Source organism: Pacificoceanicola onchidii, assembly GCF_004804335.1.
In the GTDB taxonomy this organism is placed as follows: domain Bacteria; phylum Pseudomonadota; class Alphaproteobacteria; order Rhodobacterales; family Rhodobacteraceae; genus Pacificoceanicola; species Pacificoceanicola onchidii.
In genome coordinates, this window is sequence record NZ_SRXY01000013.1 from 1 (window position 1) to 23358 (window position 23358).

Here is a 23358-nt window from a genome sequence, read left to right on the forward strand (position 1 = left end):
TAAGGACGATAGTCGATGTCAAAGATGATCGGCAGACCCGCCCGCTTCGCATTCTCAAAGGCGCGGAAGGTCGCGCTGCGCGATGGCTCGGCGGCAAATACCGTCCCGGCGGTGATCAGGGCGGAAAACCCGGAATAGTCCACCCGGTCCATGTCTTCTTCAGTCACTTGAAAATCCACCGCACCGTTGCGGTAGATGACGTTCTGGAACGCGTCGATGCAGCTTTCGTAGACTGCCAAAGACAGGCGGTATTCTCCGCCCAGAACCCGGATAAACGACGTATCGACCCCGTAATGCTGCAACCGGTTCAAGGCAAACCGTCCCACGGCATCGTCAGACACAGAGGTGATCAAAGACGCAGCGCTCCCGAGCTTTACCAGCCCGGCGCAGATATTGGCGGACGAGCCACCCAGATCCGCGCGAAACGTCTCGGCATGTTCACTTTTCACACCGACGGGATCGGCAAACATGTCCATCCCGGCACGGCCAAAAACCGCAAAACGATTTCCTTTGATCCCATTGATCAATGCAGACATCAGTCCCCCCTGACACGGCGATTTCAGTACCGGACAAGGAAACATCTTGCCTCCGGACGAATCCTAGGATACCGATTTTGCAACCGGTTGCAAACACCATTCTCCAAGGTGCTGAAACATGACTGATATCGGAATAGGAATCATCGGCGGCGGCTATATGGGCAAGGCACATTCCGTGGCCATGTCTGCCGTTGGCGCGGTGTTCAATACCGCGCTTCGACCACGGCTCGAGATGATCTGTGCAAGTTCGGAAGAGAGCGCCGAGCGGTACCGCAAAGCCTATGGCTTTGCCCGGGCGACGGCGCATTGGCAGATGTTGGTCAATGATCCTGCGGTCGAAGCCGTGGTCATTGCCTCGCCCCAATCGACACACCGCGCCATCGCCGAGGCGGCCTTTGCGCTTGGCAAACCTGTTTTTTGCGAAAAACCCTTGGGCGCATCGATCGAGGATAGCCACGCCATGATGAAGGCGGCGGAGTCAGCCCAAGTGCCTGCCATGGTTGGCTTCAATTACATCCGAACCCCTGCCAGCCAATACGCCCGCGCCCTTATCGCAGCTGGCGAGATCGGCGACGTGACATGGTTCCGCGGCGAACACACCGAGGATTTTCTGGCTGACCCTGCCTCCCCTGCCACATGGCGCACCAGCGGCATGGCAAACGGCACCATGGGCGATCTCGCACCGCATATGATCAACGGCGCGCTGGCACTGATCGGGCCGATCTCATCCGTTATGGCCGAGGTCGAAACCGTGCACGAAACCCGCCCCGGCGGCACCGTCACCAACGACGATCACGCGCAGATGATGTGCCGGTTCGAAAACGGCACCATGGGGCATATGTACTTCAGCCGCGTCGCAACCGGTCGCAAAATGGGTTACGCCTATGAGATCTCCGGCACCAAGGGCGCGATCCGCTTTGATCAGGAGGATCAGAACGCGATCTGGCTCTACCGGATGGACGGACCAGAGGCGGAGCGCGGCTTTACCAAGATTCTGACAGGCCCTTCCCATCCGGATTATGAGCCCTTCTGCCAGGGCCCAGGCCACGGCACCGGCTATCAGGACCAGATCATCATCGAAGCCCGCGATTTCCTGCACGCCATTGAAACTGGCGATGCGGTATGGCCAACCTTTGCTGATGGGCATGCGGTCAATCGTGTTGTGGCAGCCGCACTGGCGTCATCACAGGAAAAGACCTGGCGGAACATCTCCGAATTCTAGGGACAAGACACTCATGAAAAAGCTGAAATGGGGCATGATCGGCGGCGGCGAAGGCAGCCAGATCGGACCGGCACATCGTCTCGGCGCGCAAGCGGACGGGCTGTTTGAATTCACCGCAGGCGCGCTTGATCACCGGCCCGACGTTGGGCGGGAGTATGCAGAGCGGCTCGGGATCGCCGAGGATCGCGCCTACGGCGACTGGCAAGAGATGCTTGCGGGCGAACGGGACCGCGCGGATCGGGTTGACCTCGTGACTGTTGCCACGCCGAACGCAACGCATTTCGAAATCACCAAGGCTTTCCTTGAAGCGGGTTTCAACGTGCTGTGTGAAAAACCCATGACCATGAGCGTCGAAGAAGGCGAGGAGATCGTGCGCGTTGCGGAAACCACCGGAAAGCTCTGCGTGGTCAACTACTGTTATTCCGCTTACCCAATGGTCCGGCAGGCCCGCGCTATGGTGCGCGCCGGGGAGATTGGCAAGGTCCGCCTTGTTGTCACCAATTTCAGCCATGGCCACCACGGGGATGCCACTGACGCCGATAACCCGCGCGTGCGTTGGCGTTATGATCCCGCGATGGCGGGTGTCTCGGGGCAGTTCGCTGATTGCGGTATCCACGCTCTGCACATGGCCAGCTTCATCTGCGATGATGAGGTAGAAAAACTCTCCGCCGACATGGCCTCAACTATTCCATCCCGCGTGCTCGAAGACGACGCCATGATCAACTTCCGCATGGAAGGTGGCACAGTTGGCCGGCTCTGGACGTCTTCCGTGGCCATCGGCCGGCAGCATGGGTTTGACATCCAGGTATTCGGCGAAACGGGCGGTTTGCGGTGGGCCTCAGAGCAGCCCAACCAATTGGTTTACACGCCGGTCGGTGGCCGTACGCAAATCATCGAGAAAGGCGAAGGCGGTCTCTATGACGATGCCACGCGCCTGTCCCGCGTCGCCATTGCCCACCCCGAAGGATTCCCGCTCGCGGTTGCCAACATCTATTGTGATCTGGCCGACGCGATCCGGGGCGAGGCCCGCGATGGCCTCCCGGGAGCCGCCGATGGTGTTCGCTCTATCGCGGCTGTCCATGCGGCCGTTTCTTCGGGCAATGCCGATGGCGCCTGGACCGAAGCCAGACCGCCGATGTTCCGATAATCAAACCCGGGGCCGGAGCGTGCTGCGTTCGATCACGCGGCACGGGAAAATCCGCGCCTCCGGGTAACGGTCCGGCTCCTGCAGCATGCTCTCGACCAGATCGACACAAGCCGCAATGATCCGTTCAATCGGCTGGTGGATCGTGGTCAGGGCGATGCTTTCCCAGCGGGCCATTTCCATGTCGTTCAGCCCGATGATGCCAACGTCTTTTCCTGGCTCTAATCCACTTTCCCGAAGGGCTGAGAGCGCCCCGACAGACAGAACGTCATCGCCGCAAAAATATGCTTCGGCAGGACCAGCGGCGATCTGACGGAGCATCTCAGCCCGTCCCGCTTCGAACGAGTATCCACCCGAAAACGTACTGAGCAAGTCCGCTTCAGGGTCTGCTTCAATGATCTCGCGAAATCCCACCAGACGATCCTGCGCAGAGGTCGCGTCGGCAGGACCACCCAAATACCCCACGCGCCGGTAGCCACGCGCAAGCAACTCCCGCGCCGCGATCCGCCCACACTCCACGTTGTCGATCCCAACCACGTGAACATCCGGAGATGTGTTGAACCGCCCAAAAGCGTGCACCACCGGCACATTTGCATCGTTGAACGCCTTGGCGAAACTGGGCGGCAAGGTCGAAGACGCGACAATCACCGCATCCACGGAATACTGCCGCAGCATTCTGACAGAGTTGGTCGGCTCAGTCTCATCGGTCAGATTAACAATCAACGGACGCAGCCCTCGCTCCTGCAACGCGCGGGTAAACTGGTCAAAAACCTCAAGGAAAATCGGGTTGTGGAAGTTGTTCGAAATCAATCCGATCAGCTTGGTCCGTCCCGTCGTCAGAGAAGACGCCAAAGCGTTGGGGCTGTATCCGAGCTCCTGCGCCGCGCGTTCCACCTTGTCGCGCGTCTTGGCCGAAACAGAGGCACCTTTGGTAAATGTACGCGACACGGCAGACCGCGACACGCCTGCGCGCTCGGCTACGTCTTTCAATGTCACGTTCACCGTCGTTTCCTCCGTTTGAGCCTGCGTATCATAAAGGGTTTGGCTGATCTTTCCAGCAGATGCCCCTTGCGGCCCAACTCTTCGCATCTGAGGCGTTGGATGTTAGTATTTTGCGAAACCGCCACCACATAAAGGGCTTCCCAGTCCTTTCGGCACTGTATCTTGTATAACCTCACCTCCCTGCCCTTTTTGACTATGCCGCTTGCTTGGCCAACCTGCCATGGAAACTCCGCTCGAGATGCAACTCCCCTGCCCCTGCTTTTCGGATCATCCCGCGCAGATACCCGTTAGGCGACGTAATCTCACCGGCGCAGTGCTTGTCAAAAGTCAGAACAAGCGCGGCTGCAGCTGTTTTGGGTCCAAGCTGTTCCTGAGCTTTCTTCCAAGTCAGATCTGACAAGCCGATCATTGGTCCAAGATGACCTGCAGCCCGGTGTAGATCACGCCAATCCTTCAGATAGGATCCGATTGCTCGGACCCAGGTGGTAAATTCTGGGCAAGCTCGCATGACTGTGGGAACGTCAATCCTGCTATCAGTGGGAGCAGTTTTTTTCCGGGCATTCAAAGAATTACGATTTACAGGATTAAGTTGATTGGTAGTTTGTATGTGGGGTTCAGAAATGGGCTCCTTGGGGGTCAATTCTGGTGTGTTTTCCTCGATCAATTCTACCGGGTCTTCATGGTTTTCCACAGAACTCTCGGACTGGAGAGCCGCCTGAATGGCGTTTTCGACTTTGCTTTGAAGCTGTTGAAATTGTTCCAAAAGTCGCGCAAGTGCTTCGGAAGTCGAATTGCCACGCGGAAGCTGTTTCAGAAGATCGTCAAACGCGGGCATCAGTATTGACCACGGACCGCGTAGATCGTCCTGGATAGCGCTTTCAACCCGAGCGCGGATGACTCTCCGCGCAACTGTAATCTGGCGTTTCAGACGTTGGCACAAGGTGCGTTCCGCCTTTTGCGCGCGCCACAAACGCTCGAACTCTTCCGCGCGCGCGGACAGCGGCGACAGATCGAACCCGTATGCTTCTGTGATGAAGCCTTCGGCGTCGCGCCTCCCCCAACGCTTGCCGTTGGGACTGTCCTTGAAGGAAATGACGCCTCTGTCCGCGAGGCGCCGTGCGTGCCGTTTCAAGGCTGACAGCGAAAAACCGGTTTGTTCCATCAGGTAGGCATTGGACGCCCAGACAATTGGCCGATTGCCCACGGTCCAATCCTGAACCTGTGAAAAGGCGCCGAGCGTGTCGAGAAGAAGCATATCGCCGGCCTTGAGACCAATATGCGCTGCGACCCGTTTTACGGCAGCCATGGCCTGCGCCTTGGGCACAGCCAGAGTTTCGCCGTGTTCCGCCAGACGTTCCGCATATGAAAGCCCGTCCGTGATTTTTCGCCAGCCAGAAGGCAAACTCTCTCTGTTCTGAAGCTGCACCGCTTCAGTTGCTCCAATCGGAGCCATTCCAATTCTTGTCATCGCTCAAACAGCAGACAAAAAAAACCCGTTCGCTCAAAAGCGTTTTCTCTTGTGTGGTGATTCGGTGGCTGCTAGATTCTAGGTGTCTAAGCTAAGAATGCGCCTTGTGCGCAGCAGCCCTCGGAACTCCGGTTTCGGGGGTTTTCTTGTTTGCCTTTCTCCTTTCTGCTCTGCCTCAGGTGTCGTCCGTCCGATTTACAGCTGTAAACTCGGCGTAGGATTGTTTGATTATGTCGGCGAGGTTCTCGTCCAGCCATTCGGCGAACTTCGCGTTCGGTCCGGATTTCCTGGCGGACAAAGAGACTGCGCCTTTTCCCGTCTTGATCGTTATCCCTTCAACGGGGGACGTTTCCGAAGACCCGCTGCCGGGACGGGCCCCGCGCTTGGTAATCTCGCTTAGGAGTTGTTCCAAACGGTCATCTGAAGATGCGTTAGCCCCGAGGGATTCCAGAATGGACAAAGCGGCGGATTTCGTGATCCGTTTTGCCACGAAATGCTCCGCCAACGCTGTCCACTTCGGTCTGCCGGATTTCGGAGCCGCGCCGATCGCATCACCGACAGTTTGGGGGATGTTCTGATACACTTTGGTCAAATGCGAGAGACCGGACGCAGACAGGCTGAGCACCTGCCGAACCGTGGCCGTTGTGTGGTCCGCGTTCAAAATAGCCTCTGCAAATCGCGCCTTTTCATAGAACGACAGATTGCGCCGAGCGGCGTTTTCGAGCCCCTTGGCAAGCAGCGCCGTCTGGTCATCAATGTCCTGCACGTTTGCACGGACCTTGATCCCAAGCTCGCGGCAGGCTTTTAGCCGTCTCCGGCCGTAAATCGCCTCATAGCGATCGTCAGCACCAGCTTTGCGCACAAGGATCGGAACTTGCTGACCGGCATCCTGTATGCTCGCCTTCAAGGTCTCAAAGGACTCCCCGTCTTCTTCCGAGTTTACAGCTGTAAACTCCCCCAACCTGTCCGCCGGTCCCCAATCGTCGATCAGACCGGGATCGATTTCTCGAATTGCAGCCAACGACCCCTGGAGCGCTCCGAGTGCCGGCGCGCTTGGCTTGGTGGTTCGGTCCCCGGACTTGGCGCCGGAGCGGGCAATGGTGCTAGCGATGCCAGACATGTCTTGCAGCGTCTTTCGAGCCATCAGCTACGCCCCCATGATTGTTGGATCATGCGCTCGACCTCGTTGCCAACTGCATCCATGGAGCCCTTGGCACGGTCATAGGTCGCCCGGGTCATTTCGGAGCGAACAACCTCATAGATTGATTGCTTGAGCATCGTCGCGTCACTGATGGCCGTGCTCTTTAACGCGGTCGCAGACATGACACGGTCCTGGAACAGGGCGCGCATGAAAGATGTCAACTGTTGTGAGGGCACATCCGTAGGCTCATCCCGCGTGATCAGGAATTTGAAGTGATCGTATTGCAAAGACGCGCCCGCATCTTCGATGACGCCCATGTAAGCGCCTGCGAGTTCGAGGAACTGCGCTGTAGAGGACACATCAAGCATCGAAGGCGTGAGCGGCACGATCAGCGAGCTTGCCGCCGCCATACCTGCGATGGTCAGAAACCCCAGTTGCGGCGGGCTGTCGAGCAGAACCAGATCGAAATCCTCTTCGACCTGTGCCAATGCGTTTCGGATGCGGGTGAAGAACGGCTGATCCGGGTTGGAATGGACCGCGGACTCCGTTTCGAACTCGGAGAGGATGAGCCGAGACGGCGCAATCGAAAGCCCGGGAAAGTAGGTTTCCCGAACAACCTCTGCCATATCGACAGGATCGTCATAGCGAATGGCATCATAGATTGTCAGGCCGTCAAACTCGATCTCAGGGCTGATCCCGCACATGGAGGTCAGGGAGCCTTGCGGATCAAGATCTACGACAAGCACACGATATCCGCGCAGAGCGAAGTAATGGGCGAGATGGATGGTCGAGGTGCTCTTGCTGCTGCCGCCCTTGAAGTTCATCAACTGCCAAACCTGTAGCTTTTCGTCCGGCGATCGCTGCGGCACGTACCGTCCCTTGGTGCGAGAGGAGCGTTCGAGAATTTCGCGTGCGTTCAGTATTTCCTGAGCGGTGTAGTGCCGACGACCGCTGCGGATGTCCTGCGGTTCGGGCACCGTGCCTTCTGCATGAACTTTGCGCATGAACTGCCCGGACACGCCAAGGAGTTCTGCCACCTCAGGAGCCGAGAAACTGCGCAGACGTTTGGTGTTGTCCGGCGCGAAAGCCGACAGCAGATGCTCCCGGATTGCAGCGTTCAGACGCTCGGAAATCTCGGTCGCGAGCGTTGATGGTCTCTCAGTGTCAAGTGGTGTCACTGGAATCATGTGGTTGCCCCAATTTCAAAAATGTGGCCTTTTTTACGCCACTTGGGGATAAAAGGTGCGATTCACCATCTTAAGTCAAGAAATTTCGCCTATTTAGTGTCTATGCAGGCTCAACTCGACAATATGGTCTGTCTGTCAACGGCGCAAGTTTACAGCTGTAAACTCCATCTTGGCGCGGGAGCAGCCGGGACAGCCTTCGGAAACAGCGGAGGAACTTGCACAAAAAACCTTTCCGAACCGGTCGCCTTTTGCTCCAAGATGATCAACTATTGATCAAGGGACAACGCAGCCCTTTTGCAGGCTGCGAGAGGAACAAGACCAATGGGAGGCATAATGTCCGAATCCGAAAACCTGATCACCGAACGCCGAGGCAGCGTACTGCGCCTGACGCTGAACCGTCCGGAGAAACGTAATGCCGTCAATGACGCGTTAATCCTGAAGCTGACCGAAGCATTCGAGACAGCATCCAAGGATCCGGATATTCGGGCAATTGTCCTGACCGGGGCAGGGGACAAGGCGTTTTGTTCAGGCGCGGATCTGGGCGGCGGTGTTTTCGATTTTGACTACTCGGAGCCGATTTCGAACTACGCCAACATGCTGCGCGCGGCCCGTCGCTCTACGGTACCGGTCATTGGCCGGATCAATGGGTTTTGCCTGGCGGGCGGCATGGGTCTGCTGGCGGTTTGTGACATGGCTGTCGCGTCCTCGTCAGCGAAGTTTGGCTTGCCCGAAGTCAAAGTTGGCCTCTTCCCGATGCAGGTCGCCGCACTTCTGCAAAGCCTGATCCCCGCACGGACCTTTGCCGAGATGTGTTACACTGGCGAGATGATGAGCGCCGAAGACGCGCTTGCCTGCAATTTGGTAAATTACGTTGCCGCGCCAGAAGAGCTGGACGCCAAAACGGACTGGTTGGTCGAGCGGGTCACGTCAAAATCCCCGACGGCCATCCGGCGCGGGAAATACGCGCTTTCGGCGACGTCGGGTATGAGTTTCGAACAGGCGATCAGCTTTTTGGAAAGCCAGATCGGGCTGATGCCGATGACCGAAGACGCGAAGGAAGGGATTACTGCCTTTGGCGAGAAACGCGCCCCGAACTGGACGGGCAAGTAAGCCATGGACTTTTCAATCACGCCCCGCGTCGAAGATTTCCGATCTCGTATCGCCCGTTTTGTCGATGAAGAGATCCTGCCGTTGGAAGCGGATCGGGACACGTACGATCTTCATGAAAACATTCGCAAGGACGTTCTGAACGGGCTGCGAGACAAGGCAAAGGCAGAGGGGCTTTGGTGCCTGCAATTGCAAAAGGAAACCGGCGGGCAGGCGCTTGGTCTGCAGGGGATGGCGGTTTGCTATGAGGAAATGAACCGGTCGATCTTTGGCCCGGTCGTCTTCAACGCCGCAGCTCCCGACGATGGCAATATGCAGGTTCTGGAAAAGGTTGGCACCGCGGAACAGAAGGAGGAATGGCTTCAACCCATTGTGCGCGGGGAGGTGCAGTCCGCCTTTGCCATGACGGAGCCCGCGCCGGGTTCAGGGTCCGATCCTGGCGGCATGATGCTGACCAAGGCTACGCGCACAAACAGCGGCTATGTCATTCGCGGGCGCAAATGGTTCATCACCGGGGCGGAAGAGAGCGATCACTTCATCCTTATTGCGCGCACCTCGGATGATCCGCGCAAGGGTCTTTCCGCTTTTTTGCATCGGCGTGACACGCCCGGCTTTCGTATTGAACGGCGGATACCGATCATGGGGCCCGAAGAGCACGGAGGGCATTGTGAGGTTGTCTACGAGGATATGGAAATCCCGGCCGAGAACCTGCTCATGGAGGAGGGAGATGGTCTCAAGCTGACGCAAATTCGCCTTGGCCCTGCGCGCCTTACCCACTGTATGCGTTGGCTTGGTCTCGCCAAACGCTGTGTCGAGATAGCGGACGATTATGCGCAAAACCGCTTTGCCTTTGGCGAGCGCCTGTCTAAGCGCGAGAGCGTGCAGATGATGATGGGCGATATTGCCATGCAGATCGAAATCGGTCGGCTTTTGGTGATGAAGGCTGCGTGGGAACTGGATCGCGGCAACTTTGCGCGCAAGGAAGTTTCCATGGCCAAGGTCCACGTGGCGAATGTGCTTCACAAGGCCGCGGATGTGGCGATCCAAATCAATGGCGCGCGCGGGTATTCCAAGGATACGCCTTTGGAGTGGATCTACCGCTATGCCCGTCAAGCGCGGCTCGTCGACGGCGCGGATGAGGTGCACAAGATGATCCTGCATCGCAACGTTGAAAAAGAGGGCAGGGGGTTTTGGCAGTGGGATGTCGGTGCATGAATGCCGATTTTGACCCGGCACGGCTGGAAGGCTTCCTGGCCGAGTTTTTCGGTGATGCTCCGCTTGCTTTGGAGCGTGTTGAGGGCGGTCAATCGAACCCGACCTACTTCGTCACACATGGCACGCGCCGTATGGTTTTGCGCAAGCAGCCGGATGGTCCGATCTTGCGCGGCGCTCATGCGGTTGACCGAGAGTATCGTGTGCTGTCCGCACTGCACCCAGCAGATGTTCCGGTTCCGCGCCCCATCTCATTTTGCAGTGACCCGGAAGTGATCGGGACACCTTTTTACCTGATGGAACGTGTCGATGGCCGGGTGTTTGCCGATGGTGCGTTGGCAGACGCGGACCCCTCCGAGCGCCACGCCCTTTGGATGGGTCTTGCCGATGCTCTGGCAAAACTGCACGCAGTCAATCCGGAGGAAGTGGGTCTCGGAAATTTCGGACGGCCCGGAAATTATTTTGAACGGCAGATCGCACGATGGTCCCGGCAATGGCATGAGAGCACGCATCCGCCGATCCCGGAACTGGACTGCCTCGCAGAGTGGTTGGTGGATAATCAGCCGGATGATGATGCGCTTGTGAGCATTGCACATGGCGATTACCGCATGGGGAATGTGCTCTTTCATCCGACAGAGCCGCGCGTGGTGGCCATTCTGGATTGGGAACTGTCCACGCTTGGGCACCCGCTTGCGGATCTTGGATACTGCTGCATGGCGTGGCACACGGCACCGGAGGAATACGGTGGCCTGCTTGGTCTTGACTATCCGTCGCTGAACCTTCCCGAAGAGGCTGAGTTTGTCGGGCGGTATATGGCGAAGAGCCGAAGCGGGTCGGCTTTGACGGCGTTCCACAAGGCATTCGCGCTGTTTCGGTTCGCCGTGATTTGGGTCGGAATCGCGGACCGCGTAAAGGCGGGGACAGCCGCTGGCACGGAGTCGCCCGCGGGCATGGCAGAGAGGTTCGCGCGTCGGGGATTGGAAGTTATTGAAGCAAAACACTAAAGTGGGGCAGGGGAGACGCGTGTGTATTCCGCAGATTCCTCGTTCTCTCCTTACGGCGGGTTGCGGAGATATTTTGATCTGGTAAATTACCTCTAGTCTCTAGAGGGTTTGACATGTCCTATTCCATTGGCCAGCTTTCCAAGAAAACTGGCGTCAAGGTGCCAACCATCCGTTACTATGAACAGGTGGGACTTCTGCCAGAAGCGCCGCGAAATGCGGGCAATCAGCGGCGGTACGAGAATGCGCATCTGGAGCGGTTACGTTTTATCCGTCATGCGCGCGAGCTTGGTTTCGAGATGGAAGACATTCGGGCTTTGCTGACCATGTCCGAAAAACCACAAGACAGCTGCCATGCGGCAGACAGCATTGCGCGCGATCACTTGGCATCAATACGGGAACGGATTGCGCAGCTTCAGATTTTGGAGCGGGAGCTGGAGCGCATGGTCGACGAATGCGCCCATGGTCGGGTGTGTGATTGCCGTGTGATCGAGGTGCTGGCCGATCACGCGGAATGCCGCACAGACCATGGCAAAGTCAGTTTGCCGGGCTGACCTGCAACGATTTTCGCTCAACGCGCGGCTTGTCCGCGCGGGGCGGCTTTCCCAATGCGCCCAGCAAACGCATTGCGTTGAGCGTGACCAGAACCGTCGCACCCGTGTCCGCGAGAACAGCCATCCAAAGGCCGGACAGGCCCGTGACGGTTGTGACAAGGAAGATCGCCTTCAGCCCAAGCGCAAGGGCCACGTTCTGACGTACCGTTTTCATGGTTCGCCGGGCTAATCCGGTCAGTCGCGCAACGTCCCGAATGTCGTTCCGCATCAACGCGGCGTCCGCGGCTTCCAACGCCACATCTGTGCCGGATCCAATTGCAACGCCGACCTGCGCCTGGGCAAGGGCAGGGGCGTCATTGACGCCATCGCCAACCATCATGACTGTCTCATGCTGGGCACGCTCGGCAATTCGGGCGGATTTGTGTTCTGGGAGCATTTCAGCCTCGGCCGTCAGGCCAAGACGCGCAGCAATGGCAGTGGCGGCGCGGCGGTTGTCACCGGTCATCATGACCGCGCCAATTTCCTGCTCGGCAAGGGCTTGGACGCCCGCGGCGCTTTCCGATCGAGGCTCGTCACGCAGGGCAATGAGACCAAGAACGTCCGTGCCGAGCAGCACAACAGCCAGCGTACATCCTTGGTCTTCCAGGGCGGCAATCCAGGTTTGTGCGTCCTCGGGCAGGGGGACACGCTCTGCCGCATACTTCGGCGCGCCAATGAAAAGCGGTTTGCCCCCTGCCGTGGCTTCCATGCCTTTGCCCGGAACGATTTGCGGGTTTTCGACGGCAACAGCCGATGCGCCCTCTGACCTCGCGTGGGCGCAGATTGCGGCGGCCAGCGGATGGGATGAGCTTTGCTCCAATCCCAAGGCCAACCCAAGCAACGCAGAGTTGCTTCCGGAAAACGCGATAACGTCGGTCACTCGCGGCGCGCCTTCTGTGAGCGTGCCGGTCTTGTCAAAGACCACGGTTCTGACCTGCGCGATATCTTCCATGACCGCGCCACCCTTGATCAGGATGCCATGTCGCGCGCCGGCTGCCAGCGAAGCCGCGATGGCGGCCGGAACGGATATGACCAGGGCACAAGGACAGCCGATCAACAAAAGCGCAAGCGCGCGGTACGTCCATGTTGCCCAATCAGCCCCGGCCAACAAAGGTGGTAGGATCGCGACAGCGAGCGCCAAGGCCAGGACAATCGGCATGTACACTTTGGAGAATCGTTCGATGAACCGTTCTGTAGGTGCCTTGGCGTCTTGTGCGTTTTCCACCATCGCGATGATGCGCGAGATCGTGTTGTCCTCTGCGGGTTTCGTGACAGTGACGGTCAGCGCGGCGTCGTGATTGACCGATCCGGCAAAGACGTCTTCTCCGACGGATTTCGTCACGGGCAAGCTCTCCCCGGTGAGCGGGCTTTCGTCCAGGCTCGATGTTCCCGTTTCGATGGTGCCGTCGGCAGGCATCCTGTCGCCGGGGCGGACAAGGATACGCTGCCCCTGTTGCAGGCTCTCCGCAGGGACTTGGCGCGGCGTGTTCCCGTCAAGAAGCCAGGCGTCCTTTGGCAACAAAGCACCAAGCGCCTTGATGCCGGAGCGTGCCTTTTGCGCTGCCTGAGCTTCCAGAATTTCGCCCAAGGTAAAAAGCAGAACCACCAGTAAGGCTTCGAGCTGTTCGCCAATGATTACCGCACCGATGGCGGCAATCATCATGAGCATTTGAATAGTGAACACGGCACCAAGCCGGGCCGCCATGACAGCGCGTTTGGCCACGGGGAAGATGGCAAACGACGCGATGGCGGTGAACACGACCGTATCGTGCCCCCCGAGCAAGTGAACCACCGCAAAGCCCAGAACCGTGGCCAGGAGGCTTAGGCCAAGGTGGCGCACTTTGGGTATCGCCCACCAAGGTGTTTGGGCAGCGGAGCCTGCGTCACGCGGGGCCACTCCGAACCCCAACTGCCGAACGGTTTGTTCAATCGTTGCAGTCGGGACGTCCCCCGTTTCAGCGGAGACGGTCAGTGTCTCATTTGCCAAAGAAACCTGCGCGGTAAGGGCGGCATCAATCCCTTCAACAGCGGTGATGATCGTGGCGGCACAGGCGGCGCAGTCCATGCCTTCGATCCGGAAAGCGTTGGTGTTTCCGGTGAGCTGCGCCGTTTGGCTTGCCCTTGGAGCGCTACCGCTGCAACACGCGCTGCCAACTGATGCATTTTGAGGTTTGGTCTCTTGGGCGCAGGCCATTGTCGTACCGCTTTGCTCGACTTGATTCGCAATAGGAATACGACCTCTAGCGACTAGAGCATCAAGCAGTTTGTCATCGTGATGGCCGTTAAACGCACCCTCAGCTGTGCTTTGCCTGCGCGTTCTGTTGTCACGCCACAGCCGGACGGATCAACCCCCGGCAACACCCGCTTCGGCAAAGGTCGCCATGCCATTGTGGCAGGCCAGAGCCCCGCGCAGAATGTTTAGCGCCAACGCGGCCCCTGACCCTTCGCCAAGGGCCATGTCGAGCGACAGGATCGGCTCTTTGCCCATGGCGGTGCAAAGGCGTGTATGACCCGGTTCGCGGCTGGCATGGCCGATCAGGCAATGGTCGAGAAATGCAGGGCTTGCAGCAAAAAGGGGGGCAACCGCTGCGGTGCAGATGAAACCGTCAAGGATCACCGGGATCCGCGCCTGACGCGCTGCCAGCACCGCCCCGCAAATCGCGGCTTGTTCACGTCCCCCAACAGCGGCCAATTGGGCAAGACCTTTGGAATCGCCATGCAAAGCCACGCCTCTGGCGACAACGCGCGTTTTGAGCGCGACACCCTCCGCGTCCGAGCCGGTTCCCGTTCCAACCCAATCGGCGGCCTCTCCACCAAAGGCCGCATGCGCCAGCGCTGCGGCAACTGTCGAGTTGCCGATGCCCATCTCGCCAAGGATCAGTACACTGGCCTTCGGATCGACAGCCTCTGCGCCGCGCCGCATGGCATCCAGGCAGTCTTCCTCTGTCATGGCAGGGCCTTCGGTGAAGTCTGCCGTCGGCTTGTCGAGGTCGAGCGCGATCACCGAAAGCGCAGCGCCGGAGACGCCGCACAGCTGGTTGATCGCCGCGCCGCCTGACTGGAAGTTGGCAACCATCTGGGCTGTGACTTCTTGGGGAAAGGGATTCACCCTTTGCGCACAGACCCCGTGATTTCCTGCAAAAACCAGCGCTTGCGCGTTGTCCAAGATCGGGTTCACCTGCCCTTGCCAACCTGCCACGAAGATCGCCAACTCTTCGAGACGGCCAAGCGAGCCCGGCGGTTTTGTGAGGGTCATCTGCCGCTCGGTTGCGGCATCGCGGGCCGCATTATCAGGGGCAGTGAGTTTGGCAGCAGCGTCTGTGATCTGAGCAAAGCTGTGGAAAACCAAGGGGGTTGTCATGAGGGTTTGACCTTGATTGGATAGCCTGAGACGCAGAGCCAGAGCTCGTCACAGGCGGTTGCGATCTGTTGGTTCATAAATCCGGCGGCATCGCGGAACTGACGTGCCAGTTTGTTCTCGGGAACGATCCCTGCGCCCACCTCGTTGGTCACAAAGACAACGGGTGCGGACTGGGCAGCGAGGGCATCGGTCAGGCGGGCGGTTTCCTCTTCCCAGCAGCGTTCGGCAAACATCAGGTTTGACAGCCAGAGTGTCAGGCAATCCACGAGCCTTGGGGCCGAACCATCGCTGTCCTTCAGCGCCAGCGCGAGGTCCAGCGGTTCTGCGAGTGTGGTCCATTCCACCCCGCGGCGGCTTTGATGACGGGCGATGCGGTCGGCCATTTCGCCGTCATGCGCTTCGGCCGTGGCGATATAGATCGCGGGAACACCAAGGCCGAGCGTCACGCGCTCTGCGTAGGTGCTCTTGCCGGATCGCGCGCCGCCTGTGATCAGTATCGACTTTCCCATGACCGCGTGACAAAGCAGAATCCGTTCAAAGAGGAAAGGGCCGATTGATCCTGTCATCCCGTCCTGTTTCGGCGTGCGTGGGCCACTCTGAAGCGCAAGTCGATTTCGCCTAGTGGCAGGGTAGGGGACTCGCCTGCCGGAGCTTGGGCTTTCTGGCGTGTTTACGGGCAAGGGTGGTCACCAAAATGGGTTTTGTGTTCGTGTTGCGGATTGAGATCGGAGATGGCGCATGAGTTTCGCCGCCATGATGTTACTTGGATGTGCTCTGGACAGCGTGATCGGCTGGCCGGATGGCCTGTTTCGCAGGATAGGGCATCCGGTGACATGGATCGGTGCTCTGATCGCCCGGCTCGAAGCGATGCTGAATACCGGGGGGCCAAGGCAAAGGCTATGGACCGGGGGCTTGGTGACGGTTCTGGTGGTTGGCGTGACAGGGGGCGTTGCTCTTGTTTTGCAGAGCGCATTGCCCAGTGGATGGCTTGGTGTGGTGCTGGGCGGGGTCTTGGCCTGGCCGCTGTTGGCCCTGCGCTCTATGCACGATCATGTGTTGGCGGTCGAGCGCCCGTTGGGGCAGGGGGATCTGGCAAGCGCGCGCACTGCGGTTTCGAGGATCGTGGGCCGTGACCCAAACCAACTGGACACCGCTGGCGTGGCGCGCAGTGCGTTAGAGAGCCTTGCAGAGAACACTTCGGATGGAATCATCGCGCCGGTATTCTGGGGCGCGGTGGCAGGCCTGCCCGGGATTGCCGCCTACAAGGCGATCAACACGCTGGATTCGATGATTGGCCATCGCAATGCGCGCTACGAGTGCTTTGGCAAGGTGGCCGCGCGGCTGGATGATCTGGTCAACCTGATCCCGGCACGTCTGACCGGTGTTCTGTTCGCCTTGGTTTCAAATCGACCGCACCGCGCGTTGTCCGTGATGCGCGCTGACGCAGGAAAACATCGCTCGCCCAACGCAGGATGGCCCGAAGGGGCGATGGCGGGGGCCTTGAATGTGCGCCTGTCAGGACCGCGCGTCTATGGCGCGCACCTCGCCAAGGAACCTTGGGTCAATGAAGGCGCGCCCGATCCCGGCGCGCCTGATCTGGGGTGCGGGTTGGGCCTCTATCGTCGGGCAATGGCGGGAATGGCCGCTCTGCTCGGGGTTTGCGTTTGCATAGGGTTTTAGAGCAGTCGGGTTTCGCTCAGCCTGCGGTTTCCAACAAACCCGCCACGTCCAGATGAGCCTCCAGGTGGTCCGCGAGCGCGTCGAGTGTGCGTTCTACCGTGTCATCATAGCGCGCTTCCGAAGTCACGCCGAAACCCGCCAACCAGGCCGCTCGGAAGCCATCGTCAGAGAACATCCCGTGCAGGTAACTTCCCATGATGCGGCCATTTGTGGACACCGCACCTTCGGCAGCGCCATCTACATGGGCAAAGGGGCGGGATCGGTCCGGCCCGGTGGTTTCACCGATATGGATCTCATACCCCTTGAATGCCTTGCCGCTGGCGCTGTGGGTGGCGTCGACCTGTGTGAGATGCTTGTGCGGAGTCATGATCGTATCCACGTTCAGAAGCCCCAGACCATCATCCTTGCCGGGGTCACCTTCGATCCCGCCGGGATCCGCAACAGTGCGGCCCAGCATCTGGTAGCCGCCGCAAATCCCCAAAACATGCCCGCCGCGCCGCACATGCGCCGCAAGATCCACATCCCAGCCCTGCGCACGCAGGAAAGCCAGATCGCCGCGCGTGGACTTGGTTCCCGGAATGATCACCAGATCAGCATCACCCGGCAAAGCGCGGCCCGGTCCAAGCATGGTCAGCCGCACGCCTGGCTCCTGTGCCAGCGGATCGAGATCGTCGAAATTGGCAATACGCGACAGGCACAGGCATACGATGTGTAAACCGCTCGCGCGTTTGGGAGCATCCACGTCCAGCGCATCCTCGGCAGGCAGTTTCCAGGCTTCGCGAAACCAGGGCACCACACCGAAACCGCGCCAACCTGTCTGCGCTTCGATCATCGCATAGCCATCATCAAACAGGCGCGGATCACCGCGAAACTTGTTGATCAGGAACCCTTTGACCAGCGCCGCATCCTCGGGATCAATCACCGCCTGCGTGCCGACGATCTGTGCAATGACACCGCCCCGGTCGATATCCCCGGCAAGGATCACCGGCACGTTTGCGGCGCGGGCAAACCCCATGTTGGCAATGTCGCCCCGGCGCAGATTGACCTCCGCCGGACTGCCGGCGCCTTCGACAATGACCAGATCATGCGCGGACTTCAGACGCTCAAAACTCTCCAGAACCTTGCCGATCAGCTGCGGTTTGAGATCGTAGTAGTCGCGCGCCTTGGTGCTGGTAAAGCGTCTTCCCTGCACGATCACCTGCGCACCAACATCGGTTTCGGGTTTGAGAAGCACCGGGTTCATGTCCGTATGAAGCGGCAGGCCAGAGGCCAGCGCTTGCAGCGCCTGTGCCCGGCCAATCTCGCCGCCATCCTCCGTCACTGCGGCGTTGTTCGACATGTTCTGCGGCTTGAAAGGCGCAACGGACAGCCCTCGCCTGCGCGCAGCACGGCACAGGCCCGCCACCAGCATGGACTTGCCGACATTGCTGCCGGTGCCCTGGATCATGAGCGCGCGGGGCATGGCTCAGAATTCCACGCCCTTCTGCGCCTTCACACCGTCTTTGAACGGGTGCTTTAGCAATGTCATTTCGGTGACCAGATCGGCAGCTTCGATCAGCTCGGGTTTGGCGTTGCGCCCGGTCAGGCAGACATGGGTCATCGCGGGCTTCTCGTTCAGCAGGAAGTCCACCACCTCGTCGATGTCGAGATAATCATAGCGCAGCGCGATGTTAATCTCGTCCAGCAGAACGAACTGGATCTCCGGGTCCAGAATTTGTTCCTTGGCAATGCGCCAGCCGTTTTCTGCAGCTGCCACGTCTCGTTCGCGGTCTTGTGTCTCCCAGGTGAAGCCTTCACCGGAGACAAAGAAGCGGACTTCTTCGGAGCACCGCTCGCGCAGAAAGGTTTTCTCACCGGTCTCCCAGCTACCCTTGATGAACTGAACAACGGCACAGGGCATGCCATGAGCAATGCAGCGGATGATCATGCCAAAGCCCGACGACGATTTCCCTTTGCCCGCGCCGGTATGGACCATGATCAGACCTTTCTCTTCGGTCTTGGTCGCCATCATCTTGTCGCGCACGGCCTTGATCTTGCGCATTCTTTCGTTGTGTTGGGCGTTTATGTCATCGCTCATGTCTGCTCTCCATCCTTGTCCAAAGAGGTGGCATTGTGGTCGGAGGCGCGCAGCACTGCGTAGCCTCTATTCAGGCAGAAACTGCCGCAGATTTGGCGGGAAGAAGTTCGGCCCTTTCAGAACCTTGCCATCTTCGCGCAACACGGGCGCGCCGTTTTCGCCGAGTTTGGACATGTTGGAGGCGTGCACCTCTCCCATGGCCGCGCCCTTCACCCCGTGCATGCCAAACTCCAGAAACGTCCCGTCGAGCACGTATTGAATGTCGCATAGCGCATCCAGAACCTCGACCATATCTCCGGCCTCTACCGCCTCGCGCAGCTCCGCCACTTCTTCTTCGAGGATGGCGAGGCGCATCTGAACACGGTCCTCGGGCAGTACAGGGCTGTCCTTGATTGGAACTTCAAAGGCCTCATGCCAGGCGCGCACAGTGGACAGGGTATCGGCGGTCATCAGAAATCCCAGTCTTCGTCTTCTGTCGCCACCGCCTTGCCGATCACGTAAGACGATCCGGAGCCCGAGAAGAAGTCATGGTTTTCGCTGTCCGGGCTGAGCGCCGCCAAGATCGCCGGGTTCACCTCGCAGGCGCTGTCCGGGAAAAGCGCTTCATAGCCGAGGTTCTGCAGCGCCTTGTTCGCGTTGTAGTGCAGGAAGGCTTTGACGTCTTCGGTCAGACCAAGGCTGTCATACAGCTCTTCGGTATAGCGCGCCTCTATGTCGTAAAGCTCGAACATCAAAGAGAAGGCGAACTCTTTGAGCGCCGCGCGTTCCGCTTCGGGCAGGCGTTCGGTGGCGCGCTGGAATTTGTAGCCGATGTAGTAGCCGTGGATCGCCTCATCCCGGATGATCAGGCGGATCAGATCGGCGGTGTTGGTCAGCTTGGCGCGGCTGGACCAGTACATCGGCAGGTAAAAGCCGGAATAGAACAGGAAGCTCTCAAGGAAGACGCTGGCGATCTTGCGTTTGTTCGGATCGCCGCCCGCGTCGTATTTATCAAGGATCAGTCGCGCCTTTTCCTGAAGGTGCGGGTTTTCTTCGGACCAGCGGAACGCTTCATCCACCTCCTTGGTCTGACACAGGGTCGAGAAAACCGACGAATAGCTGCGCGCGTGCACCGCTTCCATAAAGGCGATGTTGGTCAACACGGCCTCTTCATGCGGGGTTTGCGCATCGGGGAGCAGGGCAGGGGCGCCGACAGAGTTCTGGATCGTGTCCAGAAGCGTCAGCCCGGTGAAGACGCGAATGGTCAGCTGCTGCTCTTCGGGGCGCAGGGTGGCCCAGCTTTGCACATCGTTCGACAGCGGCACTTTCTCGGGCAGCCAGAAGTTCACCGTCAGCCGGTTCCAGACCTCAAGGTCCTTGTCATCCTGCAGCCGGTTCCAGTTGATCGCGCGCGGGATGGCGCGGGTTTCCACGTTGTCTTTCATGATGACAGCCCTTCCTTAGAGCGTGCAGGACACGCAGCCTTGCACTTCCGTCCCTTCAAGGGCGGTCTGGCGCAGGCGGACGTAATAGATGGTCTTGATCCCCTTCTTCCATGCGTAAATCTGCGCGCGGTTGATGTCGCGGGTCGTGGCCTCGGCCGGGAAGAACAGGGTCAGAGAAAGCCCCTGATCCACGTGTTCTGTCGCCGCCGCATATGTGTCGATCAAAGCCTCAGGCCCGATGTCATAGGCATCGCGGTAGTAATCCAGGTTCTCGTTGTCCATGAACGGCGCGGGGTAGTAAACGCGGCCGATCTTGCCCTCTTTGCGGATCTCGATACGCGAAACGATGGGGTGGATCGAGGAAGTCGAGTTGTTGATGTAGCTGATCGAGCCAGTCGGCGGCACGGCCTGAAGGTTGCGGTTATAGAGCCCGTCCTTCATCACCGCCTCTTTCAGCGCGGTCCAGTCCTCGCGGCTCGGCAGGGTGATCTCGAACCGCTCGAACAGGGCCTTGGCCTCATCGGTTTCCGGCAGCCAATCCCGGGTCGTGTATTTGTCGAAGAAACTGCCATCCGCATAGGCAGACTTCTCAAACCCGACGAAGCTTTGGCCTTTTTCTCGCGCCAGCGCATTGGAGGCGCGGATTGCGTGATAGGCGGCGGCGGCGAAATACACGCCGGTGAAATCAACACCTTCGGGGCTGCCGTAGTGGATGTGCTCGCGGGCGAGGAAGCCGTGCAGGTTCATCTGCCCAAGCCCCACCGCATGGGCCTCATCGTTGCCGCGCCGGATCGAGGGCACGCTGTCGATGGCAGACATTTCGCTGACAGCCGTCAGTGCTCGAATGGCCGTCTCGACAGTCGCACCAAAATCCGGCCCATCCATGGTCCGCGCGATATTCAGACTGCCAAGGTTGCAGGAAATATCCGTGCCGAGATGGCTAAAGCTCAGGTCGTCGTTGTATTCCGACGCCTCATTCACCTGCAAAATCTCGGAACAGAGGTTCGACATGGTGATGCGCCCGTCAATCGGGTTGGCCGCGTTCACCGTGTCTTCGAACATGATATAGGGATAGCCGCTCTCGAACTGAATTTCCGCCAGCGTCTGAAAGAACTCGCGGGCATTGATCTTGGACTTGCGGATGCGCTTGTCGTCGACCATTTCGTCGTATTTCTCGGTGACGGAAATGTCCGAGAAGGGCACGCCGTAAACCTTCTCCACGTCATGCGGCGAGAAGAGGTACATCTCTTCATTGCGCTTGGCGAGGTCAAAGGTCACATCCGGGATCACCACGCCGAGCGACAGCGTCTTGATGCGGATTTTCTCGTCCGCGTTTTCGCGTTTTGTGTCGAGGAACCGCAGGATATCCGGGTGATGCGCGTTCAGATAAACCGCCCCCGCACCCTGCCGCGCGCCCAGTTGGTTGGCATAGGAAAAACTGTCTTCGAGCAGCTTCATCACCGGGATGACGCCCGACGACTGGTTTTCAATGCCTTTGATCGGCGCACCGTGCTCGCGGATGTTGGTCAGCATCAGCGCCACACCGCCGCCACGCTTCGAGAGTTGCAGCGACGAGTTGATCGCCCGGCCAATGCTCTCCATGTTGTCTTCGACACGCAGCAGGAAGCAGGAAATCAACTCCCCGCGCGACTTCTTCCCGGCATTCAGGAAGGTCGGCGTTGCAGGCTGGAACCGGCCGCCGATGATCTCTTCCATATAGGCCATCGCCTGCGCTTCGTCCCCGCGCGCCAGCGCCAGTGAGACCATGCAAACCCGGTCCTCATAGCGTTCGAGATAGCGCTGCCCGTCGCGGGTCTTGAGCGTGTAGGAGGTGTAATACTTGAACGCCCCGAGGAAGGTGGGAAAGCGGAATTTGCGGGCATAGGCGGCGGCCCAGATCTCGCGCTGGAAGTTCTTGGAGTACTGGTCGAGAACCTCTGCCTCGTAATAGCCCTCATCTACCAGATACCCGAGCTTTTCATCCAGCGAGTGGAAGAAAACCGTGTTCTGATTGACGTGCTGCAGGAAGTACTGACGCGCGGCCATGCGATCCGCGTCAAAGCGAATATTGCCGTCCTCGTCATAGAGGTTCAGCATCGCGTTAAGCGCGTGGTAATCCAGCGCGGTGTCAGTCCCGTCCTGTGTCAGGCTATTGTCGAGCATTTGTTTCCTCAAGATGCGCAGCGGTGAGGGGAGCAGACCTACCCCCCTGTGCAATTGACTCGCTAGGGACATCCGGAAGATATCCCCAGAATTTTTTCAGCCCCGCGCGCACGCGGGCCACATCGGTCTCTGTGCCTGCCAGTTCAAAGCGATAGAGCACGGGCACAGAGCATTTTTGCGCAATGACATCCCCGGCCCGCGCGTAGGTCGCACCAAAGTTCCGGTTTCCCCCAGCGATCACACCGCGCAGCAGCGCGCGGCGACTTGGATCGTTGAGAAACCGGATCACCTGTTTCGGCACAGCGCCCCGTCCTTCGCCATCGGCATAGGTCGGGCAGATCAGGATAAAAGGGGCGGTTGGGGTGGGGAGGGTCTCGCCGCTTTGCGGTATACGCTCGGCGGGCAAACCAAGGTCCGCCACAAACCGCGCCGTATTGCCGGAGCGCGAAGAGAAATAGACAAGCCCCCCCACGGTCAGATCAGGACAGGCGGCCGATCAGGTCAGGGCGGAAGCCCGCCCAATGCGCATCGCCCGCGATCACGACAGGCGCCTGGCGGTAGCCCAGTTCGGTGACGTGGCTCATGGCGGAATCGTCTTCGGTCAGATCAACAACGATGTACTCAAGCCCTTTGGCTTCGAGTGCACGGGTGGTTGCGGTGCATTGCACGCAGGCCGGCTTGGAATAAACGGTGATGCTCATAGATGTGTCCCTCATCCTGTTGTGTCGAAAGGACAGGGGGGACACGAAGACCCTCACGCAGACAAAAGTCTGGGCAAGTCTATCACGCACCCCGAGGCCCTCCGCCTCTGGTTCTCGTCGTCCGTCATGGCAGGTCTCCTGACTTGCGGATCACCGCTCGGCTGTCCTTCCCAGGGCAAAACCCCAGTGGATGTTCAGCGTCGCTCTCCGCTCACAGTTGCGGGGGCAGTACCGGATTAGAGCTGTCCCGCCCGCACCGGTTTCCCTCTTTCCTCCCCGAGTCGCCCCGGGAAACCATAACGTAACCAATTGGCCCAAATTTGAGAGAGGTGTCAATAT

At 59.2% G+C, this 23358-nt stretch carries 21 protein-coding genes, 1 pseudogene and 1 riboswitch; of the genes and pseudogenes, 7 read left to right on the forward strand and 15 right to left on the reverse strand.

What is annotated here, in order from left to right; translation table 11 throughout:
- On the reverse strand, window positions 1-536 hold a 536-nt coding region (locus tag E4662_RS23190), incomplete at its 3' end, for a PfkB family carbohydrate kinase (protein WP_240705305.1).
- A 118-nt stretch (window positions 537-654) separates the two neighbouring features.
- Here E4662_RS23190 and E4662_RS23195 point away from each other — a divergent pair.
- Together E4662_RS23195 and E4662_RS23200 are read left to right on the forward strand one after the other, a co-directional pair.
- On the forward strand, window positions 655-1758 hold the full coding sequence (locus tag E4662_RS23195) for a Gfo/Idh/MocA family protein (protein ID WP_136444025.1): 1104 nt from the start codon (window positions 655-657) through the stop codon (window positions 1756-1758).
- Between the two features lie 13 nt (window positions 1759-1771).
- Window positions 1772-2905 carry a Gfo/Idh/MocA family protein gene (locus E4662_RS23200; RefSeq protein WP_136444026.1) on the forward strand — a complete coding sequence of 378 codons (1134 nt, stop codon included), beginning with the start codon at window positions 1772-1774 and terminating at the stop codon, window positions 2903-2905.
- Here the strand turns inward: E4662_RS23200 and E4662_RS23205 are convergent, their stop codons facing one another.
- The 4 genes from E4662_RS23205 to repA all read right to left on the reverse strand — a co-directional run bounded on the left by E4662_RS23205 (window position 2906) and on the right by repA (window position 7700).
- A complete protein-coding gene (locus E4662_RS23205) occupies window positions 2906-3904 on the reverse strand; it encodes a LacI family DNA-binding transcriptional regulator (RefSeq protein ID WP_136444079.1) in 999 nt (332 codons plus the stop codon).
- A 193-nt stretch (window positions 3905-4097) separates the two neighbouring features.
- Window positions 4098-5357, reverse strand: a complete 1260-nt coding sequence (repC, locus tag E4662_RS23210) for a plasmid replication protein RepC (RefSeq protein ID WP_136444027.1) — start codon at window positions 5355-5357, stop codon at window positions 4098-4100.
- 190 nt (window positions 5358-5547) lie between these two features.
- Window positions 5548-6492: a plasmid partitioning protein RepB gene (gene repB, locus E4662_RS23215; RefSeq protein ID WP_240705306.1), complete on the reverse strand. Its 945-nt coding sequence runs from the start codon at window positions 6490-6492 to the stop codon at window positions 5548-5550.
- A 23-nt stretch (window positions 6493-6515) separates the two neighbouring features.
- Window positions 6516-7700 (reverse strand): plasmid partitioning protein RepA, encoded by a 1185-nt coding sequence (repA, locus tag E4662_RS23220; protein ID WP_136444029.1) that lies wholly within the window; start codon window positions 7698-7700, stop codon window positions 6516-6518.
- Between the two features lie 333 nt (window positions 7701-8033).
- Between repA and E4662_RS23225 the strand changes: the two genes are divergently transcribed.
- The 4 genes from E4662_RS23225 to E4662_RS23240 all read left to right on the forward strand — a co-directional run bounded on the left by E4662_RS23225 (window position 8034) and on the right by E4662_RS23240 (window position 11574).
- Entirely contained in the window at window positions 8034-8810 is a 777-nt protein-coding gene (locus E4662_RS23225; protein ID WP_136444030.1) for an enoyl-CoA hydratase/isomerase family protein, read from the forward strand.
- A gap of 3 nt (window positions 8811-8813) precedes the next feature.
- The gene (locus E4662_RS23230; protein WP_136444031.1) at window positions 8814-10022 is read left to right on the forward strand and encodes an acyl-CoA dehydrogenase family protein; all 1209 of its coding nucleotides are present in this window, start codon (window positions 8814-8816) and stop codon (window positions 10020-10022) included.
- Window positions 10019-11023 (forward strand): phosphotransferase family protein, encoded by a 1005-nt coding sequence (locus E4662_RS23235; RefSeq protein ID WP_136444032.1) that lies wholly within the window; start codon window positions 10019-10021, stop codon window positions 11021-11023. The genes E4662_RS23230 and E4662_RS23235 overlap by 4 nt, the downstream gene beginning before the upstream one ends.
- 113 nt (window positions 11024-11136) lie before the next feature.
- Complete coding sequence (locus E4662_RS23240) at window positions 11137-11574, forward strand: MerR family transcriptional regulator (RefSeq protein WP_136444033.1); 438 nt, start codon at window positions 11137-11139, stop codon at window positions 11572-11574.
- Here the strand turns inward: E4662_RS23240 and E4662_RS23245 are convergent.
- The 3 genes from E4662_RS23245 to cobU form a co-directional block, all read right to left on the reverse strand.
- Window positions 11558-13687, reverse strand: a complete 2130-nt coding sequence (locus tag E4662_RS23245; protein WP_276606327.1) for a heavy metal translocating P-type ATPase — start codon at window positions 13685-13687, stop codon at window positions 11558-11560. The genes E4662_RS23240 and E4662_RS23245 overlap by 17 nt on opposite strands.
- Window positions 13688-13957: 270 nt before the next feature.
- The gene (cobT, locus tag E4662_RS23250) at window positions 13958-14974 is read right to left on the reverse strand and encodes a nicotinate-nucleotide--dimethylbenzimidazole phosphoribosyltransferase (protein ID WP_136444035.1); all 1017 of its coding nucleotides are present in this window, start codon (window positions 14972-14974) and stop codon (window positions 13958-13960) included.
- Window positions 14971-15483, reverse strand: a complete 513-nt coding sequence (gene cobU, locus E4662_RS23255) for a bifunctional adenosylcobinamide kinase/adenosylcobinamide-phosphate guanylyltransferase (RefSeq protein WP_136444036.1) — start codon at window positions 15481-15483, stop codon at window positions 14971-14973. The genes cobT and cobU overlap by 4 nt, the downstream gene beginning before the upstream one ends.
- Before the next feature lie 229 nt (window positions 15484-15712).
- Between cobU and cbiB the strand changes: the two genes are divergently transcribed.
- Window positions 15713-16654, forward strand: coding sequence for an adenosylcobinamide-phosphate synthase CbiB (gene cbiB, locus E4662_RS23260; RefSeq protein ID WP_136444037.1), 942 nt, complete (start codon window positions 15713-15715; stop codon window positions 16652-16654).
- A gap of 16 nt (window positions 16655-16670) precedes the next feature.
- Here cbiB and E4662_RS23265 read toward each other — a convergent pair whose 3' ends face one another.
- The 7 genes and pseudogenes from E4662_RS23265 to nrdH form a co-directional block, all read right to left on the reverse strand.
- Window positions 16671-18116 (reverse strand): cobyric acid synthase, encoded by a 1446-nt coding sequence (locus tag E4662_RS23265; protein ID WP_136444038.1) that lies wholly within the window; start codon window positions 18114-18116, stop codon window positions 16671-16673.
- A 3-nt stretch (window positions 18117-18119) separates the two neighbouring features.
- Entirely contained in the window at window positions 18120-18731 is a 612-nt protein-coding gene (cobO, locus tag E4662_RS23270) for a cob(I)yrinic acid a,c-diamide adenosyltransferase (RefSeq protein WP_136444039.1), read from the reverse strand.
- Window positions 18732-18797: 66 nt separating this feature from the next.
- Window positions 18798-19181: a pyrophosphohydrolase domain-containing protein gene (locus E4662_RS23275; RefSeq protein ID WP_136444040.1), complete on the reverse strand. Its 384-nt coding sequence runs from the start codon at window positions 19179-19181 to the stop codon at window positions 18798-18800.
- Window positions 19181-20155, reverse strand: a complete 975-nt coding sequence (gene nrdF, locus E4662_RS23280) for a class 1b ribonucleoside-diphosphate reductase subunit beta (protein ID WP_136444041.1) — start codon at window positions 20153-20155, stop codon at window positions 19181-19183. The genes E4662_RS23275 and nrdF overlap by 1 nt, the downstream gene beginning before the upstream one ends.
- Before the next feature lie 15 nt (window positions 20156-20170).
- Entirely contained in the window at window positions 20171-22318 is a 2148-nt protein-coding gene (gene nrdE, locus E4662_RS23285; RefSeq protein ID WP_136444042.1) for a class 1b ribonucleoside-diphosphate reductase subunit alpha, read from the reverse strand.
- An 82-nt stretch (window positions 22319-22400) separates the two neighbouring features.
- A pseudogene (gene nrdI / locus E4662_RS23290) lies at window positions 22401-22790 on the reverse strand (class Ib ribonucleoside-diphosphate reductase assembly flavoprotein NrdI); the annotation flags it as partial.
- A 7-nt stretch (window positions 22791-22797) separates the two neighbouring features.
- Window positions 22798-23019: a glutaredoxin-like protein NrdH gene (gene nrdH, locus E4662_RS23295; protein WP_136444044.1), complete on the reverse strand. Its 222-nt coding sequence runs from the start codon at window positions 23017-23019 to the stop codon at window positions 22798-22800.
- A 111-nt stretch (window positions 23020-23130) separates the two neighbouring features.
- Window positions 23131-23333: riboswitch (cobalamin riboswitch) on the reverse strand.
- Window positions 23334-23358: the final 25 nt, after the last annotated feature.

Bases quoted from the DNA above. Each gene is read 5' to 3' on its own strand.
- E4662_RS23235 (WP_136444032.1), top strand. From the start codon at position 10,019: ATGAATGCCGATTTTGACCCGGCACGGCTGGAAGGCTTCCTGGCCGAG.
- E4662_RS23225 (WP_136444030.1), top strand. From the start codon at position 8,034: ATGTCCGAATCCGAAAACCTGATCACCGAACGCCGAGGCAGCGTACTG.
- repA (WP_136444029.1), bottom strand. From the start codon at position 7,700: ATGATTCCAGTGACACCACTTGACACTGAGAGACCATCAACGCTCGCG.
- E4662_RS23240 (WP_136444033.1), top strand. From the start codon at position 11,137: ATGTCCTATTCCATTGGCCAGCTTTCCAAGAAAACTGGCGTCAAGGTG.
- E4662_RS23195 (WP_136444025.1), top strand. From the start codon at position 655: ATGACTGATATCGGAATAGGAATCATCGGCGGCGGCTATATGGGCAAG.
- cobT (WP_136444035.1), bottom strand. From the start codon at position 14,974: ATGACAACCCCCTTGGTTTTCCACAGCTTTGCTCAGATCACAGACGCT.
- cobO (WP_136444039.1), bottom strand. From the start codon at position 18,731: ATGAGCGATGACATAAACGCCCAACACAACGAAAGAATGCGCAAGATC.
- E4662_RS23275 (WP_136444040.1), bottom strand. From the start codon at position 19,181: ATGACCGCCGATACCCTGTCCACTGTGCGCGCCTGGCATGAGGCCTTT.
- nrdH (WP_136444044.1), bottom strand. From the start codon at position 23,019: ATGAGCATCACCGTTTATTCCAAGCCGGCCTGCGTGCAATGCACCGCA.
- nrdF (WP_136444041.1), bottom strand. From the start codon at position 20,155: ATGAAAGACAACGTGGAAACCCGCGCCATCCCGCGCGCGATCAACTGG.
- repC (WP_136444027.1), bottom strand. From the start codon at position 5,357: ATGGCTCCGATTGGAGCAACTGAAGCGGTGCAGCTTCAGAACAGAGAG.
- nrdE (WP_136444042.1), bottom strand. From the start codon at position 22,318: ATGCTCGACAATAGCCTGACACAGGACGGGACTGACACCGCGCTGGAT.
- E4662_RS23200 (WP_136444026.1), top strand. From the start codon at position 1,772: ATGAAAAAGCTGAAATGGGGCATGATCGGCGGCGGCGAAGGCAGCCAG.
- repB (WP_240705306.1), bottom strand. From the start codon at position 6,492: ATGTCTGGCATCGCTAGCACCATTGCCCGCTCCGGCGCCAAGTCCGGG.
- E4662_RS23265 (WP_136444038.1), bottom strand. From the start codon at position 18,116: ATGCCCCGCGCGCTCATGATCCAGGGCACCGGCAGCAATGTCGGCAAG.
- cobU (WP_136444036.1), bottom strand. From the start codon at position 15,483: ATGGGAAAGTCGATACTGATCACAGGCGGCGCGCGATCCGGCAAGAGC.
- E4662_RS23230 (WP_136444031.1), top strand. From the start codon at position 8,814: ATGGACTTTTCAATCACGCCCCGCGTCGAAGATTTCCGATCTCGTATC.
- cbiB (WP_136444037.1), top strand. From the start codon at position 15,713: ATGAGTTTCGCCGCCATGATGTTACTTGGATGTGCTCTGGACAGCGTG.